Origin of the sequence: Nocardia sp. NPDC051990 (assembly GCF_040680755.1) — a bacterium.
In the GTDB taxonomy this organism is placed as follows: domain Bacteria; phylum Actinomycetota; class Actinomycetes; order Mycobacteriales; family Mycobacteriaceae; genus Nocardia.
In genome coordinates this window covers 41,275-57,119 of sequence record NZ_JBFAXH010000014.1, presented here as the reverse complement: position 1 = coordinate 57,119, position 15,845 = coordinate 41,275, and the positions used below count along the sequence as shown (strand labels likewise).

Below are 15,845 nucleotides of genomic sequence, written 5' to 3'. Positions count from 1 at the left end.
GTCGAGTCCCCGGGTTCCCGGCCAGTGCGGAGGAGAAATCATGGAGTCGTTCACATCTGGGAGTTCGGTGCCGACCATGGGCGTCCCAACCCCTGCGGTACAGCCGAATTCAGATCCAGAGGCACTGCGTGAAAGGGTCACGACCTTCATCGACCACCAGGTGGTGCCGAGAGAGACACAGCTCGACGCGGGCGGGTCCGCGGCCGCCGCGGTATCGGCCGAGCTGAAGGCGGCCGCACGGGCAGCGGGACTGTGGGCATTGCCACTGCCCGCTGCGCTGGGCGGGCAAGGGCTGCCTTTCGCCGACTATGCGCGACTGGCCGAGGCAGAGGGCGCGAGCGACCACGGGCCCGCGGTGCTCGGGTCGGCGTCGCTGCTGGATGTGCGGATGCTGCAACAACACGCCACCGACCCGATCCGCGAGACCTACCTGACACGGCTGGTATCCGGAGAACTGCGCGCCGCCTACGCGATGACCGAACCCGACGCCCCGGGCACCGATCCCGCCATGACAACCACCCGCGCGACCACCGGACCCGACGGCTCATGGACTGTGACCGGCCGCAAATGGTTCGTCAGCGGCGGCGCGGACGCCGACCTGATCACGGTGCTGGTCCGCACCGACGGCATCGTGCCGAACCGTGCCGGACTGTCCCTGCTGCTGATTCCCACCGACGCTCCTGGCGTCCGTATCGTCCGGGAAGTGCCGATACTGGGCGTCGGCGGACAGTGGGAGATCGCCCTGGACGAAGTCCACGTGCCCGGCACCCACCTGATCGGCGAACGCGGCGGCGCTCTGCGCATCGCGGGCGAACGCCTGCAACTCGGTCGCACCCTGCGCTGCCTGCGCTGGCTCGGCCAAGCAGAGCGAGCCTTCCGACTGATGTGCGACCGTGCCCGCATCAGGACCCAGGCGACGGGCCGACTAGCCGATCGACAACTGGTGCAGCAGCACGTCTTCGAGTCGCTGCTCGCCATCAGCAGTACTCGTCCCCTGGTACACAAGGCCGTCGCGCTCATCGACGCTGGTCACGATGCCCGGATCGAAGCCGGACTGGCAAAGGTCGCGGCGGCCCGAACACTGCAGCGAGTCGCCGACTCCGCGGTCCAGGTCTACGGAGCCGCCGGGCTGGGCCCCGACACCGCATTGCCCGGACTGCTCAGGACGGGTCGGATGGCACGCATCCTCGACGGACCGGACGAACTGCACATCGAGGCGGTGGCCCGCCGTGTGCTGCGGTGAGGGCGGTTCAGGTATCGAATGGCCCAACGAGACCGATGTGGATTGCCAAGGCCAGCGCGAGAAAGTAGTCGCCCCAGACGAGTTCGTGTTCGGTGGCCGATCCGCGATCGAGATCGTAGCAGCCATCCAGCAACATTCCTGCGGGCCGCGCGCTGGTTACGTCGCTCAGGTGGATCGTCACCAGATTTTCGATCATGTCTGTCGCTCGACTCCGCAACCGCGCGGTGCTGTACGAATCACGTTGCACAGCAGCAAGTTTCAGTAATGCTACGGCCTCGATCGCGGCCGCGGAGGTGTCCGGCGGCGCGGACCGCACCGTCTCGGCGGCCGGGATCAGGGGCGACTCGTAATCGATCAATTCCTCGGCGACGTAACGGTAATCGGGATCGACATGCCAGGTGGCGTCGGCGAGTCCGAGCAGCAGCCATGCCCGGCCCCGACTCCATCCCGGCCGCGGCTGCGGACACGGCACCCAGGAGCTGTTGGTCCATTCCCAGGCCGGTGTACCCATGGGCTCAGCACGCCATCGGGCGAGGTGGGTATCGATATGCCTACGCGCCGCCGCGAGGCCGGAGGGGGCCTTCGATGCGGCCAGTAGCGGTAGCAGACCCGCAACCCCGTCCATTCGCGCCAGCAATCTGGGGCCACCGAATGCCGAACCCCAAGGCAGTACGCCCAATTCGTGGTCGAAGTCGGCAGCGCAGGCGCGCGCGGCTGCGTCACGCAGTTCGGCGGCGGCTGCGTCAGCTCCGCGACCAGCCGCCAGAGCCGTTGCATACCAGAAGATCAACCCTCGCGTCGAGGTATCGGCCGCAACCCACGAGGCCAGTCGACTGGAGACCTCCGCCGCTGTGGCCCTGTCGATCTCCGAGCCGCTGCGCAGCGCCCGCAGCCACAGCAGTCCCGCCCAGAAGCCACCGGTCCATGCCCCCCGCGCCGTGCTCACCCATTCACCGGACCTGCTGTCGGCGTACAGCGGAAACCGGTCGCCGACCTGCTCGTGGGTGTCAGCGACACGGCCAAGCACGGTGTCCAACGCGGCTGCGGTCCTTGCGCTCACGCGTGCACTCGATCGCGCATCGCCCACATCGCCGCCACGCCGGCCGCGGTGGCGAATTCCGCGGCAACCATCAGCCAACTGGAGCTGTAACCGATCCTTGGCACCAGAGAACCGAAAAGCGGTGGCCCCACAGCGAATCCCGCGAAGAAGCCCGCCGAGACCAGCGCGGAGTCCCGTCCGGCCCGCCCCGGTGCGGCCCGCTGGATCACCAGCACCATCGACACCGCATTGCCCGCCATCCCGAACACACCCACCGAAACCACCGCAACCCACACCAGGCCGCTCACCATCGGAGCCACAGCCAACAACAGCGCCGACACCGCCGACCCGAACCCCAGCCCCGCAGGCAACACCACCGCCACACCCGCCCGCCCCGCGACCCGCGCCCAGCCGATCCGACCCGCGATACCGGCAACGCCGAGCACCGCGACCAACATGCCGGCCGCAGCAGCGCTCAACCCCAACCGACGCTCCCCGAACAACGCGAGATACGTATTGATCGACGCCATCCCAGCACCAAGGAACACCGAAAACACGGTCAGCCACGGCACCACACCCACGGTCACCGTCCCGGTCGGCCTGGCTGCGAATCGCGAAGCGGCGCTGGCTTGTTCGTCTCGGTTCGGATCAGCGGGCAATGTCCGCCACACCCACAGCGCCGCCATGGCCGCGGTTCCCGCCGCGACCCACACCGATGCCCGCCACCCCGCCACCGAAGCGAGTGCGGTCAGCGGCAGTCCAGCCGCGATCGCACCGAACTGGACACCGGACTGCTTGGTGCCGGTCACACCGGCCCGACGCACGGCAGGGACCACCGCCAAAATCGCCTTGTTCGTCGCAGGATTCGCCAACGCCTGTGGCGCACCACCGAGCCCCACCGCCAACAACAGCACCCAATACTCCGGCGCGGCAGCGATCAGCGTCAGCGCCACAGTAACCAGCCCCAACAGCGCAGCTAGACATCGGCGCGGGCCGAGCACATCCACCATCCGCCCGGCCATCGGTGACAGCAACGCCGCCATCCCGAACCCGACGGTTGTCGTAAGGCCCAGCATCGCCGGTGACAAACCGAGATCCGGCACGATCCGCGGACCCAGCGCACCGAGCAGGAACAACTGCAACATCGAAAACCCCATTGCCGCAGTGAGCATCCCGGTCACCGACGCCATCGCCACCGGATCCGAACGGACCTGCGGACCCATCTGCACGCCCCACTCCTTCCAACCGCATCGCCGCGTAGACAGCCCCGAGCTGAAATAGTCGGACCAAGCACCTTCCCGGTTCCAGACATCCACGCACTACCCGCGGTGGTTCTGGAACGGCTACGCCCCTCCTCGGACCGGCGACCGCGCCTTGCGTCTTCGCGGTGCGTCAAGTCGGTGTCGAGATGACCAGCGGCTCATCGACAAAGGTGCGTTCCTGCCTGCACTTCATCAGCCTCAACTTTTCGAAATGTGTTGAAGGACTGGCATTTCGAGATGTTTCCTGCGCGGTCGGTACTGGCAAAGGAGAACAGCACTCCGCGCTTGCCGAGGCATTGCGGCGTGGACAGGCGGTGGCTGGCGGTCGAGGTGAACTGTCGATCAGGCCGGGGCTGAGGGGTTTTCGAGTTGGTTGCCGGGGCCGACGATGTCGACTTCGCTGCGTCCGACGGCCATCTCTGCTCGGCGACGATTCGTGCGATGCGCTGGTCTGTGCCGTGACCGAGGGTTACCGTTGATGCCAGTAACTTGCAGATAGATCCCGAGGAGTTTCGATGCACATTCCGGACGGGTATCTATCGCCGGCGACCTGCGCGGTGGGTTACGCAGTGGCTGTTCCGATGGTCGCGGTGGCGGCGCGTCGGGTCGAGAATGTCGTCAAGACCAGACAGGTCCCCACGCTGGCGATGCTGTCAGCGGCGTCGTTTCTGGTGATGATGTTCAACATTCCGATCCCGGACGGTACGACGGCGCACGCGGTGGGTGGCGCGTTGATCGCGGTGCTCTTGGGGCCGTGGGCGGCGCTGATAGCCGTGGCCGTCGCGTTGGCCTTCCAAGCACTGTTGTTCGGTGACGGCGGCGTACTAGCGTTCGGTGTCAACATGTTCAACATGGGCGTCGCGCTGCCGTTCTGCGCCTATGGGATCTATCGACTGCTTGCCAGCGGGAGCACCCTGACCTCATGGCGCCGGGGCGCGGCTGCCGCGGTCGGTGGCTACGTCGGCCTCAATGCCGCCGCCGTCTGTGTGGGCATAGAGCTCGGCATCCAGCCTGATCTGTTCCACGATGCCTCGGGCACGCCGCTGTATTCGCCCTACCATCTGTCGCAAGCGTTGCCAGCGATGCTGTTTGCCCACCTGCTCATCGCGGGGATCGCCGAAGCCGCGCTTACCGGTGGTGTCGTCGCGTACCTGCAGCGAGCCAATGTTCCGCTGCTGCAGGTCAACAATGCGGGAGTGCCCGTCGATGCGGCGGACAACGCGGCGCCGAAACCGAAACCGCGCCCGGTCGTGGTCGCACTGTCGGTGATGGCGGCGCTGGTGCTGTTGACGCCGCTGGGTTTGTTGGCGCCGGGCGGTGCCTTCGGTGAAGATTCGCCAGCGGAGCTTGATCTCAGCGATCTCGGGCTCAGCACGGTACCGACGGGGCTTGCGAAGTATGCCGGGTTCTGGAACCACACATTGCTCGGCGACTACGGATTCTCCGATGGTTCCCATCCCAATATCGGCTACCTGGTGTCGGCGGCGGTTGGGATCGTCGTGGTCGGCGCGGCGGTCTACCTCGTCGCCATCGGCTTGCGCATGCTCGGCTCGCGCCGTTCGACCGGGGCCCGGACCGAACCCACCCGCAGCCCGGCCGATACCGGCGCATGACCACCCCAGCGGCCACCGATCCGCGTCCGGTGTCGGCCCCGAACTGGTTGCTCACTCGTGATGTCGCATTGTGCCCGTGTGGGTGTATCGGCAAGCGCCGCAAGGGGTCCTATGTCGAGAAGACGCTGGCCGGCGGTGCGGACCTAATGCGGCGGGTGATGTTCAGCGACGACACCTCCGTCCACCATGGGTTGCTGCAACGAATCGACCCCCGCGTCAAGATCGTCACCCTGTTCGGGCTATTGCTGGTCGGGGCGTTCCTGCACACCATCGCAGCACTGATTGTGCTGTATGCCGCGACGCTGGTCCTGGCAGCGGGTAGTGCGCTGCCGGTCGGATTCTTCGTCAAGCGGGTGTGGCTGTTCGTCCCGATTTTCACCGGGATCGTGCTGATCCCCGCGACATTGAGTGTGGTCACCGACGGCGACGTGATCGTGACTCTGTGGCATTGGCACGGTCGAGCCGAGGGGATCACCCGGCAAGGTCTCATGGCGGCATTGCTGGTCGTGGCCCGCGTCGCGTCCTCGATCAGTGTGGTCGTGCTACTGACGCTGACCACGCCTTGGACGCGGCTGCTGGCGGCACTGCGCACTCTCGGCGTACCGCGCATGTTCATCCTGATCATCGGGATGGCCTATCGCTACTTGTTCTTACTGCTGGCGACAGTCACCGATATGTACCAGGCGCGCAAAGCCCGCACGGTCGGCGCCGAGAAGCAGGACAAGTACGCGCGTCGGTTCGTGTTCGCCACCGCTGGCGCGATGTTCGGGAAAGCGATGGCGATGTCGGAGGAGGTGCATCAAGCGATGGTCGCGCGTGGATATCGTGGTGATGCGAAAGTCCTTGCCCAGCCGCGACCGTCGAGCAGTGACCTGCATTTCGCCTTCGCTGTTGCGGTATTCGGGGCAGCACTGTTGGTGGGTGAGCATGCCATCGCCGGATGAGGAGTCCACATCCGGTCAGAGCTGTCTTCTGCCTTCGAACGACGAGCTGATCCTGAAGTGTGCAGACCTCCGATACCAGTATCTCGGAAGGTTCGATGCCCTCTGCGGGGTATCGCTCGAGGTGTCAGCGGGGGAGAAGGTCGCGCTGATCGGGGCGAACGGCTGTGGCAAATCCACGCTGCTGAAAATATTGGACGGCTTGATGTTTCCCGACAGCGGGACCTACGCCGCGTTCGGCGAAAAGGTCACCGAGGACGCCCTGGAAGACGAGCAGATGAACATGGGCTTCCGATCACGGATCGGCTTCGTGTTCCAGAACAGCGATGCGCAGGTGTTCTCGCCGACGGTGCGCGACGAACTCGCTTTCGGCCCACTGCAACTCGGCCTGGACCGCCACCGCGTTGCGGCCCGGATCGAGGACATCCTTGCCCTGCTCGGCATCGCCGATATCGCCGACCGTGCGCCGTTTCAGCTCTCGGGTGGGCAGAAGAAGCGCGTCGCGATCGGCACCGTCTTGGTGATGAACCCGGAAGTACTGCTGTTCGACGAACCGACCGCCGCACTCGATCCACGCACCAGCGAGTGGCTGACCGAACTGATCGAGGATCTCGCCGACGCGGGCAAAACGATCGTGCTGGCCACCCACGACCTCGACAGCCTGGATCGATTCGCGGACCGCTGCATCGTCTTCGGCGAGGACCACACGATCCTCGCTGAGGCAACACCGGCCGCCGTCCTTGCCGACCGCGAACTACTGCTTGCAGCCAACCTCATCCATGCGCGCACTCGATTGCCGGTCCAGCAGCCCGAATGACCCACCCGGTACAGCTCAGTCGTGGGTGTGCGAGTGATCGTCGAGCAGATCGCTTTGATGCACATGGCGATGCGAATGTTCCACGCCGTCATGGGTATGGGTGTGTTCGTGTTCGACGTGGTCATGCTCGTGTGTGGTGTGGGCGTGGGTATGGGTCAGTGTGCCGTGACTGTGCGCGTGAGAATGCGGCTCGTGATGGGTGTGTTGGTCGGTCATCTCTGGATTTCCTTTCCGTCTCGAGCGGGTTCGCCGGGCACTGATATCGACACCGCCGCGGTGCTGCCTGGACCCCTGTGCGGCGATATGGGCTGTGCCGAGAAACAGTTGACGCACATGGTTGTTGTGAGCCGATAGAGCACCAATTGCCTTCATCGCGGGTGCGCACTGATCGCGCCATCCGCAGTTTCGTCAGGTGTTAGGGGGCACCTGCGGTGTTTTGGTTACCGACATGGCCAGCCAGATCGTTCACAGACAGTACGGCATCGATCGGAGCCCGCAGTGTGTGAACACGGGTCGAATCAGCGAACATCCTCAACAGGTCGACGACCAACGCAGCTGATCATGTGGTAACCGCATTACCAGATAATCTGCATTCATACGCAGATAGTAGCGTTAGAAGAGGAAAGCGGTTCCGTGGCGAACGAGGTACACCATGAACGAGGTCGACGATTCGGCGACAACCGCTTCACCGTTCGTGGGCCAGACCGTGATCGACAACGACACCAGGCCGAAGCCTACTGCGGGTGCATCCGGCGACCCAGCGGTCGAGCGCGCACGATCGATCCTGCGCAGTTGCGGGTTACGTTGCACCGCACCGCGTTTGGCGGTGATGTCGGTGCTGACCAGCAACCCGGCAGCGGGACACCTCACGGTGCAGGAGATCGTTGCGCGACTCACCGAACGTCGGGAACCCGTCGACTTGACCACGGTTTATCGCACCCTCGCACGGATGGTCGAGATGGGTGCCCTGCACGTGCTCACCGTTGGGGAACGGGCCGCGAGCTACGGTCTGACCGTGCGTCCCCACCACCATGCCGTCTGCACTCGCTGCTCGGTGGTGATCGAAGTCCCCGCCGAACAGTTGACAACCGCGCTGGACCACGCCAGCCGCGGCAGCCGGTTCGAACTCGCCGACACCGCAGGTCTGACCCTGCATGGGCTGTGTCCTGCCTGCCAAAAGGTGGCGTGTTAGCCGAACTGCCCCGCGCTCATCCCAGCGCAAACCTTTCGTCGAGCGAAACATCTCGCAGCAGACCATGTTCCTGATCGGTGAAGTATTCGCAGATCGCTTGGGATACAAAGTCTTTGATCGTGGCCTGCTGCGCACAGCTGCGACTCAGACCAACGTGAAGTTTCCGCCGCTGCGAAGTGCGCGCTGGATTTCGTCGGCGCGCAGTTTGTGATCGGCATCGACTGTCACCGTTGACAGTCCTTCGATATCGAGGTCGACACTGACACGATGGACATCGGGAATCGCCGAGATCGCCTTCTCGACCGTTCCGACGCATCCCTGACAGTGCAGACCATCCACCGAGAACGTGACTCGAGACATGGCACTCCTGTCATCTGCGATGATGGGTAATTCCGGCGCATGGGCGGCAGTGATTCAGCAGACGGGATCTGAGGGCGATGGTACTGCGGTTGCCAGGCGTATACCAGGACATGGAGCTGGCCGGTGCTGATAGGCGCCGTGACTGCACATTCAGGACGGCCACGGCCCGACGCACCTCACTTTTAGAGAATTGTCTCTAAAACGAATTCGAGCATAGTCTCCACGCCATGGGAAGACCGGCCAAGCACAGTACGGACCGCTTGCTCGACGCCGCCGCGACCCTGCTGGCCGAGTCGGGTCCGGCGGCGGTCACCATGTCTGCGGTAGCGCGGGCGGCCGGCGCGCCCAGCGGGTCGGTGTACCACCGGTTTCCGGACCGGTCCGCCCTGCTGTCCGCGCTGTGGTTGCGCACCCTGACCCGTTTCCAAGAAGGAGTTCTCACGACCCTCGCCATCGATCCGCCGGAGTTGGCTGTGCGGCGGACCGCCCGGCATGCCGTCGACTGGGCGCGCCGGCATCCAGGGGATGCGGCCGTCGTAGCGGCCGGGGCGGAGGAGCTCGGAGCGCGCGAATGGGACGACGCGGCACGGGAATCGACCCGACGGGGCAATGCCGCCGTGCAGGAGGCGATCGCCGATGTCACCCGTCGACTCGGCGGGGGCGATGACCGCGTCGCCGATCGGGTGATACTGGCAGTGGTGGACGTGCCCGCCGCGATGATCCGGCGCTATCTACGGTCGGGTCGCCCGATTCCGAGTGATGCGGCCGACCTGGCCGAACGGGCGGCAGCCGCGCTGTTGATGAGCTGAGTAGGGCAATCCGGAGGCTGATCACCTCGATTTGGTGGCCCACAATATGACGTTCGTACCGAAGAATTTCTTGTGCCACCCGATTTCCCGAAAATTGAGTTCGTGCAGAATGTCGGCTATCTGTTGTGGTGACACGAAGGCGAGCGTGGTGGATCCGAGATAGGCGTAGGATGCTCGGTCGCGCGCCACGATCTGCCCCAAAAGCGGAACCATTTTTCGAAGCGCCCATTCCACAGCCGATTTCACCGGGCCACTCGGTGGGCAGGTTTCGAGTACTGCGAGTCGGCCGCCGGGTTTGAGAACTCGATGCTGTTCGCGAAGAACTTCGCCGAGGTCATCGACATTTCGGAGTAGATAGCCTTCGGTAATCCCGTCGAAAGATTCGTCCTCGAACGGTAGCCGTGCCGCATCGGCAACCTGCCATCGAACCGCGCCCGCCCCGGGCTTGGTCCTGGCCCGACTCAGCATTTCCTCCGAGAAGTCGATGCCTGTCACAGTCGCGGCAGGGTACTTGCGTGCCGCTGCCAAGGCGATCACACCTGTCCCTGTGGCCAAATCCAAGAGTTTCCCACCCACCGGCGGTGCGACTCGTGCGGCCACCTCTCGGCACCATTGTTCATGGCGGCCGAGGGTCATGACGAAGTTCATCCGATCGTAGTATCCGGCGATCTTCTCGAATATCCTGCGTACGTCGGAGCCGCTGTCCCGACGTATGTCGTCAGCAGTCATCTTGCGAACCTCTCTGCTCGGCGAATTTCGCCTGGATCATCGATACTTTCCGACTCGGCGTTCAGCCCCAGTCGATAGCAGAAAGCCCCTCGTGACAGGACGGGAATCGAGGCGACCAATTCAGCTCGCGTTTGGCCTTTTCATTGGACAGGCGAATACGGGTGCGCACCATCAGCGCATGCATATACGGGGTGGCTCGCAACAGCCACGACGGTATTCGGCGCGGTTCTGGGGCTGCGGCCGCTCGGGCGATGGCTCGGACGTATTCGTCGAAGCCGACCGGGTGGTCATCGGCAATGTTGTACGGCTCTCCGCCGCGCCCCCTCTCGAGGGCCGCGACGGTCGCCGCCGCGGCATCGACGATATGGATGGGTGAGGTGACGCCCGCTGGTCGCGAGACCGGCAGTCGACGCTTGCGCGCCATGTCCGCGAGGGTGTAGGTGCTGACCTCTGGACCGTAGAACAGGCCGTAGCGTAGGGCTATGCCATCCATCCCCGGCGCGGAGAGCACCTGGTTCTCGTTGGACAGCATCGAACGCAGGTGGCGGTCGAACGAGTCGCCCGCGGGTACGCCGAAGGGCGCGTCTTCGGTGACCGGATCGTCACCGTGGTCGCGGTAGCCGTAGCCGAGAAAGAAGGACTGGGTGATGAAACGGTGCGCACCGACGGCTTCAGCCGCCCGCAGTAGATGCGTGGTGCCCACATCGCGCAAGGCGTTGGTTGCATAGAGATGGCGATGCGCCGTCGGGGTCTGGGTGAGCGCGGTGGCTTCGTGAATCACCGCGTCGGCCACACGGCCTTCGAGAGCCGTCAGCAGTCCACGCTGGTCCATGATGTCGGCGAGCACTGATTCGGCTCCGGCCGCGGCCAGCCGTCCGGCTCCGGCCTCGGTCCGGCACAATCCGATTACGGTGTGCCCGGCGTCGATCAGTTGCGACACCAGTTCACTGCCCAGCGTTCCGGTAGCGCCTGCTAGCAAAATTTTCATCGGGCGGCCTCCATCCGTTGTGCCCGCAGCCGGACGACGAGTGCGGCAGCGGCGATTACCGACACCAGCCCGAGCGTCCAGAAGTCGGAGTCGTTGCCACCGAGATCGTGGTCCAGCGCATGGTTGATCGCGTGGAAGGAATTGGCGAACACAAACCCCGCCAGCGTGACCGCGAGTGCGTCGCGCCACCACAGCGCGCACAGCAGCATCAGTCCGATGCCGAGCTGAAAGACGCCCGCGTCGTGCAGAAAGTGCACATGGTTGGGCCAGTTCGCCCAGTCGGCGAATCCAGCGGGATCAACCCGCATCCAGACCCCGAACCCCATCATCATCGTCGATGCCAACACCGTCGCGGTCACAACGAGAGTGTTCGTGGGAACGTGCCGAGCACTTGTCATCGCGCCGCCTCCGGTGACCTCGGACCTATTGGCACCTGAATGACGGCTACCGACATCGTTGCTCACCCTTCCGTTTTAGTCATCGTTCTCTAAAACCAATTAGAGCACTTCCTCCAATAAGTGTGGAGAGCGGCGAAATATGATTTGCGACACCGCGTTCGATGCCTCTCGAACGCCTTTGTGCGACCGTGGTTGGACGGATCGCGGTGCGCGGGTCTGATGATGTGCCGGTGCCGATTGGTGTCGGGCTATGGCCGATCAGATCCCTTGGGACGACTGAACTATGCGGGCGATCTTGGTAGCTCGGTGTTCGGTGGCGCTGCGGCACACCGGTCGGTGGTCGTATGGAGCTTGGTGGCGCCACGACTAGGCCTGTCGGGCGGTGTCGGATCGGGCTGCGCTCGGTTATCAGGCTGGGACTGCGGCGTTGCGGCGATGGCGCATCCATCCGCGGACGCCGACGGCCAGCGGTGCCAGGACGGTGAGAAACCCTGACACGGGCTCGCAGACGAGGCCGAACACGGTGAGAGTGGCGGTTGCGGCGAGGACCGGCGCCGGCACATAGCCTCGGGTTCGCTCTGCCTCGATCACGGCGATACCGAGGCAGACGGCGGCGACGCCGAACGCGGTGAACCAGAAGTAGAGCTCGGCCTTCTCGTCGCCGATCGCCCACATGACACCGCCGAGCACGGTGTGCGCCGATCCGATGAAGGTGAACAGGCTGCCCGCCAACGGGAATCTAGTTTTTGAATCCACATTCCGAAACCTTGCCCTAAGCTGTCCCGTGTGGCAAGACCCCGGCGATTCACCGATGACCAGATCCTCGACGCGGCGCGCGATCTGCTCGCCGACCCGGCGATCGCCCGGCCGACCATCGGCGCGATCAGCGCTGCCTCCGGTGTGCACACCGGGTCGATCTACGTGCGCTTCGCCTCCCGCGAGGAGCTGCTCGCTCGACTGTGGCTGCGTTCGATCCGGCGCTTCCATATCGGGTTCATCGCCGCCCTGTCCGGAGCCGACCCACTGCTCGCTGCGGCGGTGTACCTGCCGCAGTACTGCCGCGAACATCCCACCGAAGCTCGTGCGATGCAGATGTTCCGGCGCGAGGAGCTTCTCGGAGTCGGCCCTGATGAGCTGCGCGCCGATATCGCCGCGGTCAACGACGGAATGAACGACGCGCTGCGCGGCGCCATCGTCGCGGAGTTCGGCACCGCCGACGAGCACCATGCGTCGATCGCGATGGCTGCGGTCAAGGCCATCGCCTACGGACTTGTACGCCAATACATCGCGAGTGCGGAGCCCATTCCGCACTGGGTCGACGACGTCACCGCCACCGCGACGGCCGCCGTCGTCGGCACCTTACGCCCGACCCGCGCCGGCTGCTAGACGGGGACCGCGGACCGTGGGGCGAACAGCGTGAGTCTCAGCCGAATTCCGTTGTTGCCGTGGGTGTCTGGGGGCGAGTGGCCGCTCGAGGACGAACGCGATCACACAGCATCGGCGAATGCGCAGACGGCCCAGAACGACCAGGCCAGACGCGTGGCGCCTCGATGTCCTTCCATGCCGCGATGACCTTCGGATGCTGGGTATCGGGGTTGAACAACAATCCTTCGATACCCGAGGCGAGCCGCCAAGCAGTCGGAATGTGTCCGCCGCGAGGCGGTTTCTCCGTTTTCGGAGTCCGGTGGGCCATCGCCTCCGGCTGGGAATGCGGCTGACTGGGATCAGCCGGTCGGGAGCGGTTGCTTCGGCGGCGAGTACTTCGATCGGGACGCCCGCGTTCATGTGAGCCGCGGCATCGACGATTGTCACCTTTGGCGAGACCGGCGGACGTATGATTCCCGCAGCATCGTTTCGGTCGGTGCCTTTGCAGTGGGGCGTGCGACGCCGCGGGATGGAATGACGACTCGTCGGCTGGCCATTGCACAGTGGCCTGAGCAGGTAGTGCTGACCAGGGTTCCGCTGGTGCCATCGTTGCAGGCGAGAACAGCGTCGATGGGATCCGGGGTTGCTGAAGGCAACAAAGATAAACCGTGAGAACCGATGTTTCATCTGGTGCCCGATTACCGTTCGAGCATTGCCGGCGCCGCAGCCTCGGTCCGCTGCGCTGAGGTCCGCGCCGCCGCCGCTCCCCAGGAAAGCGAGGATACCGATGTCTACTCATCAGGCTGTGCACGTGCAGTCCGCCGGTGCGGCACTGAAGCTGGTCGATGTTGAAACAGCCTCACCGCCTCGCGACCATGTGCGGCTGGCGGTCTCGGCGTGCGGGATCTGCGGCACCGACCGTGCCTTCGTCAGCGGAGCATTTCCGGACATGTCGTGGCCGTTGACACCCGGGCACGAGATCGCCGGCACCATCGCCGAACTCGGCGCCGGCGTCGACAACTACGCGGTCGGTGACCGCGTTGCTGTCGGCTGGTTCGGTGGGCACTGCAACAGGTGCGTCCCATGCCGGAAAGGCGACTTCATCTACTGCCAGAACCTGCAGATCCCCAGCTGGCAGTACCCCGGCGGATATGCCGAGTCGGTAACCGTGCCGGCCAATGCGCTGGCGCGCATCCCGGACGCGCTTTCCCTGGCCGAGGCCGCGCCGATGGGTTGTGCCGGAGTCACCACCTACCACGCGCTTCGCGAAACCAAGGCGGTACCCGGCGACCGCGTCGCCATTCTGGGGGTCGGCGGATTGGGCCACCTCGGCGTGCAGTTCGCCCGCGCGATGGGCTTTGAAACGATTTCGATCGCACGCGGCGCGGGCAAAGCGGAGGACGCTCGGGCGCTCGGCGCCCACCACTACATCGACTCGACCGCTGGCGACGTCAGCGAAGCGCTACGGCGGCTCGGCGGTGTGTCGGCTGTTCTGGGTGCTGTGGGCAGCGCGACAGCCATGGCCGAAACGGTCGGTGGTCTGCTACCTCGCGGTGAGCTCATCGCCATTGGCGTCACCACCGACCCACTGCCGATCAGCCCGATGCAGTTGATCAATCTCGGGGTGAGCGTCACCGGCCATGCCGCCGGCACCGCGCGGGATATCGAGGAAACGATGCAATTCGCGGTCCAATCCGGCGTGCGCACGCGAATCCAAGAACGGCCGCTGGACCAAGCCGCCGAGGCATATGCCGCTATGGAGCAGGGACGGGCCCGATACCGCATGGTCCTCACGGTCTGACCGATCAGGGTTGGCTGCAACGCAATCCTGATCCGACAGCTATGGAACGGAACCAGCTGGCGACGGGAGCAACAGCATGGATCTACATCTGTCGGGCAAGACCGCCGTGGTGACCGGCGCCAGCAAAGGTATCGGGCTCGCGATCACGCAGGCACTGGTGCACGCTGGTGCCCACGTCGTGGCCGGATCGCGCAGCAGAGGGCCCGGTCTCGAGACGCTAGAGGAGGCCGGGACGGTGACCTTTGTATCCGCCGATCTGTCGCAGCCCGGCGGTGCGGATGACCTGGTTGCGGCTGCGGCGGACCGCGGTGGCATCGATGTACTGGTGAACAACGCCGGCGCGGTCACCGTGCAACCGGGCGGAATCGCGCACGTCACCGACGACCAGTGGCAGGCATCCTGGGACCTGAATGTGATGGGGACGGTGCGGCCGACCCGGGCCGCTCTGGCACAGATGTATCGCCGTGGCGGTGGATCGATCGTCATCATCGGATCGGTCAACGCGTACTACCCGGACCCCGGGATCTACGACTACTGCGCCACCAAGGCCGCCGTCACAAACTTCGGTAAGGCCTTGTCAAAGGAATTGGGGCCGAAGAACATTCGCGTCAACTCCATCAGCCCCGGACCCGTGACGACCGGGCTGTGGCTGGACGAAGGCGCAGTGGCCGACACGATCGCCGACGCCAGCGGTCAGACCCCCGACGAGGTCAGGTCCGCGACCGCCGGTGCTGCCTCGATGGGCCGATTCACCACGCCGGAGCAGGTTGCCGACCTGGTCGTGTTCCTGGCCAGCGACCGGTCCGCCAACATCACCGGATCCGATCTGCGGATCGACGGCGGCTTCGTCGGCACCATGTGAGGTAGCGACCGGTCGCTCTCACAGATCCAGCACGATGTCGCTGTCCGGGCGGGCGCAACAGATCAGTACCTGACCGTTGTCGGGGGCTTCCAGCGGGTCCGGTAGATAGGTGGTCGGCTCCAGCCAGCAGCGCTGAGCCACTGCGTCGGCGCATGCGGGTGCGGTTCGGTGACGGATGGATCGCCGAAAGCGACGATGTGGTCCTGCTCCACGAGCCGGGTTACTATCCGGTGGCCTACTTGCGGTTTGGTGTCGTTCGAGCCCGACAAGATCGAGGTCTACCTCGACGGGAACCGGCTCGAACTCGCACCGGGCCAAGCGGTCGTGGCGCACGCTATCGACCGCGGCCTCGACCCCGACGAGATCCTCGCGCGGCGATAGGTCAGCGTCCTGCCGCGGGATTCGAATCAGCGGCTCAGCGCCGCG

General features: G+C 65.0%; 19 protein-coding genes. 10 read left to right on the top strand and 9 right to left on the bottom strand.

Annotation, left to right across the window (positions count from 1 at the left end; genetic code table 11):
• The first annotated feature begins 40 nt into the window (after positions 1 to 40).
• Entirely contained in the window at positions 41 to 1,243 is a 1,203-nt protein-coding gene (locus AB0L63_RS23360) for an acyl-CoA dehydrogenase family protein (RefSeq protein ID WP_364504577.1), read from the top strand.
• Between the two features lie 7 nt (positions 1,244 to 1,250).
• Here AB0L63_RS23360 and AB0L63_RS23355 read toward each other — a convergent pair whose 3' ends face one another.
• Both AB0L63_RS23355 and AB0L63_RS23350 read right to left on the bottom strand, forming a co-directional pair.
• Positions 1,251 to 2,303, bottom strand: a complete 1,053-nt coding sequence (locus AB0L63_RS23355) for a hypothetical protein (RefSeq protein WP_364504575.1) — start codon at positions 2,301 to 2,303, stop codon at positions 1,251 to 1,253.
• Positions 2,300 to 3,505 carry an MFS transporter gene (locus tag AB0L63_RS23350; protein ID WP_364504777.1) on the bottom strand — a complete coding sequence of 402 codons (1,206 nt, stop codon included), beginning with the start codon at positions 3,503 to 3,505 and terminating at the stop codon, positions 2,300 to 2,302. The genes AB0L63_RS23355 and AB0L63_RS23350 overlap by 4 nt, the downstream gene beginning before the upstream one ends.
• A 554-nt stretch (positions 3,506 to 4,059) precedes the next feature.
• On the opposite strand from AB0L63_RS23350, the gene cbiM reads away from it, so the two are divergent.
• The 3 genes from cbiM to AB0L63_RS23335 are packed head-to-tail and all read left to right on the top strand — an operon-like array spanning position 4,060 to position 6,915.
• On the top strand, positions 4,060 to 5,157 hold the full coding sequence (gene cbiM / locus AB0L63_RS23345; RefSeq protein ID WP_364504573.1) for a cobalt transporter CbiM: 1,098 nt from the start codon (positions 4,060 to 4,062) through the stop codon (positions 5,155 to 5,157).
• Positions 5,154 to 6,101 carry a cobalt ECF transporter T component CbiQ gene (gene cbiQ / locus AB0L63_RS23340; RefSeq protein ID WP_364504571.1) on the top strand — a complete coding sequence of 316 codons (948 nt, stop codon included), beginning with the start codon at positions 5,154 to 5,156 and terminating at the stop codon, positions 6,099 to 6,101. The genes cbiM and cbiQ overlap by 4 nt, the downstream gene beginning before the upstream one ends.
• Positions 5,989 to 6,915 (top strand): ABC transporter ATP-binding protein, encoded by a 927-nt coding sequence (locus AB0L63_RS23335; RefSeq protein WP_364504775.1) that lies wholly within the window; start codon positions 5,989 to 5,991, stop codon positions 6,913 to 6,915. The genes cbiQ and AB0L63_RS23335 overlap by 113 nt, the downstream gene beginning before the upstream one ends.
• A 15-nt stretch (positions 6,916 to 6,930) precedes the next feature.
• Here the strand turns inward: AB0L63_RS23335 and AB0L63_RS23330 are convergent, their stop codons facing one another.
• Positions 6,931 to 7,131: a zinc transporter Slc39a7 gene (locus AB0L63_RS23330; RefSeq protein ID WP_364504569.1), complete on the bottom strand. Its 201-nt coding sequence runs from the start codon at positions 7,129 to 7,131 to the stop codon at positions 6,931 to 6,933.
• Between the two features lie 436 nt (positions 7,132 to 7,567).
• Here AB0L63_RS23330 and AB0L63_RS23325 point away from each other — a divergent pair, with 436 nt between their 5' ends.
• Positions 7,568 to 8,107: a Fur family transcriptional regulator gene (locus AB0L63_RS23325; protein WP_364504567.1), complete on the top strand. Its 540-nt coding sequence runs from the start codon at positions 7,568 to 7,570 to the stop codon at positions 8,105 to 8,107.
• A gap of 144 nt (positions 8,108 to 8,251) precedes the next feature.
• On the opposite strand, the gene AB0L63_RS23320 is transcribed toward AB0L63_RS23325, so the two are convergent.
• Positions 8,252 to 8,467, bottom strand: a complete 216-nt coding sequence (locus AB0L63_RS23320) for a heavy metal-associated domain-containing protein (protein WP_364504565.1) — start codon at positions 8,465 to 8,467, stop codon at positions 8,252 to 8,254.
• A 227-nt stretch (positions 8,468 to 8,694) separates the two neighbouring features.
• Between AB0L63_RS23320 and AB0L63_RS23315 the strand changes: the two genes are divergently transcribed.
• Complete coding sequence (locus AB0L63_RS23315; protein WP_364504563.1) at positions 8,695 to 9,276, top strand: TetR/AcrR family transcriptional regulator; 582 nt, start codon at positions 8,695 to 8,697, stop codon at positions 9,274 to 9,276.
• Between the two features lie 21 nt (positions 9,277 to 9,297).
• Here AB0L63_RS23315 and AB0L63_RS23310 read toward each other — a convergent pair whose 3' ends face one another.
• The 4 genes from AB0L63_RS23310 to AB0L63_RS23295 all read right to left on the bottom strand — a co-directional run bounded on the left by AB0L63_RS23310 (position 9,298) and on the right by AB0L63_RS23295 (position 12,147).
• A complete protein-coding gene (locus AB0L63_RS23310; protein WP_364504561.1) occupies positions 9,298 to 10,005 on the bottom strand; it encodes a ubiquinone/menaquinone biosynthesis methyltransferase in 708 nt (235 codons plus the stop codon).
• 61 nt (positions 10,006 to 10,066) lie between these two features.
• A complete protein-coding gene (locus AB0L63_RS23305) occupies positions 10,067 to 10,993 on the bottom strand; it encodes an NAD-dependent epimerase/dehydratase family protein (RefSeq protein ID WP_364504559.1) in 927 nt (308 codons plus the stop codon).
• Positions 10,990 to 11,352: a hypothetical protein gene (locus AB0L63_RS23300; RefSeq protein ID WP_364504557.1), complete on the bottom strand. Its 363-nt coding sequence runs from the start codon at positions 11,350 to 11,352 to the stop codon at positions 10,990 to 10,992. The genes AB0L63_RS23305 and AB0L63_RS23300 overlap by 4 nt, the downstream gene beginning before the upstream one ends.
• A 447-nt stretch (positions 11,353 to 11,799) precedes the next feature.
• Positions 11,800 to 12,147 carry a DUF6463 family protein gene (locus AB0L63_RS23295; RefSeq protein WP_364504555.1) on the bottom strand — a complete coding sequence of 116 codons (348 nt, stop codon included), beginning with the start codon at positions 12,145 to 12,147 and terminating at the stop codon, positions 11,800 to 11,802.
• A 30-nt stretch (positions 12,148 to 12,177) separates the two neighbouring features.
• Between AB0L63_RS23295 and AB0L63_RS23290 the strand changes: the two genes are divergently transcribed.
• The 3 genes from AB0L63_RS23290 to AB0L63_RS23280 all read left to right on the top strand — a co-directional run bounded on the left by AB0L63_RS23290 (position 12,178) and on the right by AB0L63_RS23280 (position 15,419).
• Positions 12,178 to 12,777, top strand: a complete 600-nt coding sequence (locus AB0L63_RS23290) for a TetR/AcrR family transcriptional regulator (protein ID WP_364504553.1) — start codon at positions 12,178 to 12,180, stop codon at positions 12,775 to 12,777.
• 766 nt (positions 12,778 to 13,543) lie between these two features.
• A complete protein-coding gene (locus tag AB0L63_RS23285; RefSeq protein WP_364504551.1) occupies positions 13,544 to 14,557 on the top strand; it encodes an alcohol dehydrogenase catalytic domain-containing protein in 1,014 nt (337 codons plus the stop codon).
• 76 nt (positions 14,558 to 14,633) lie between these two features.
• A complete protein-coding gene (locus AB0L63_RS23280; protein ID WP_364504549.1) occupies positions 14,634 to 15,419 on the top strand; it encodes an SDR family oxidoreductase in 786 nt (261 codons plus the stop codon).
• Between the two features lie 18 nt (positions 15,420 to 15,437).
• On the opposite strand, the gene AB0L63_RS23275 is transcribed toward AB0L63_RS23280, so the two are convergent.
• The gene (locus AB0L63_RS23275; RefSeq protein ID WP_364504547.1) at positions 15,438 to 15,560 is read right to left on the bottom strand and encodes a hypothetical protein; all 123 of its coding nucleotides are present in this window, start codon (positions 15,558 to 15,560) and stop codon (positions 15,438 to 15,440) included.
• Between the two features lie 108 nt (positions 15,561 to 15,668).
• Between AB0L63_RS23275 and AB0L63_RS23270 the strand changes: the two genes are divergently transcribed.
• Positions 15,669 to 15,800, top strand: coding sequence for a hypothetical protein (locus AB0L63_RS23270; RefSeq protein ID WP_364504545.1), 132 nt, complete (start codon positions 15,669 to 15,671; stop codon positions 15,798 to 15,800).
• Positions 15,801 to 15,845 lie beyond the last annotated feature (45 nt).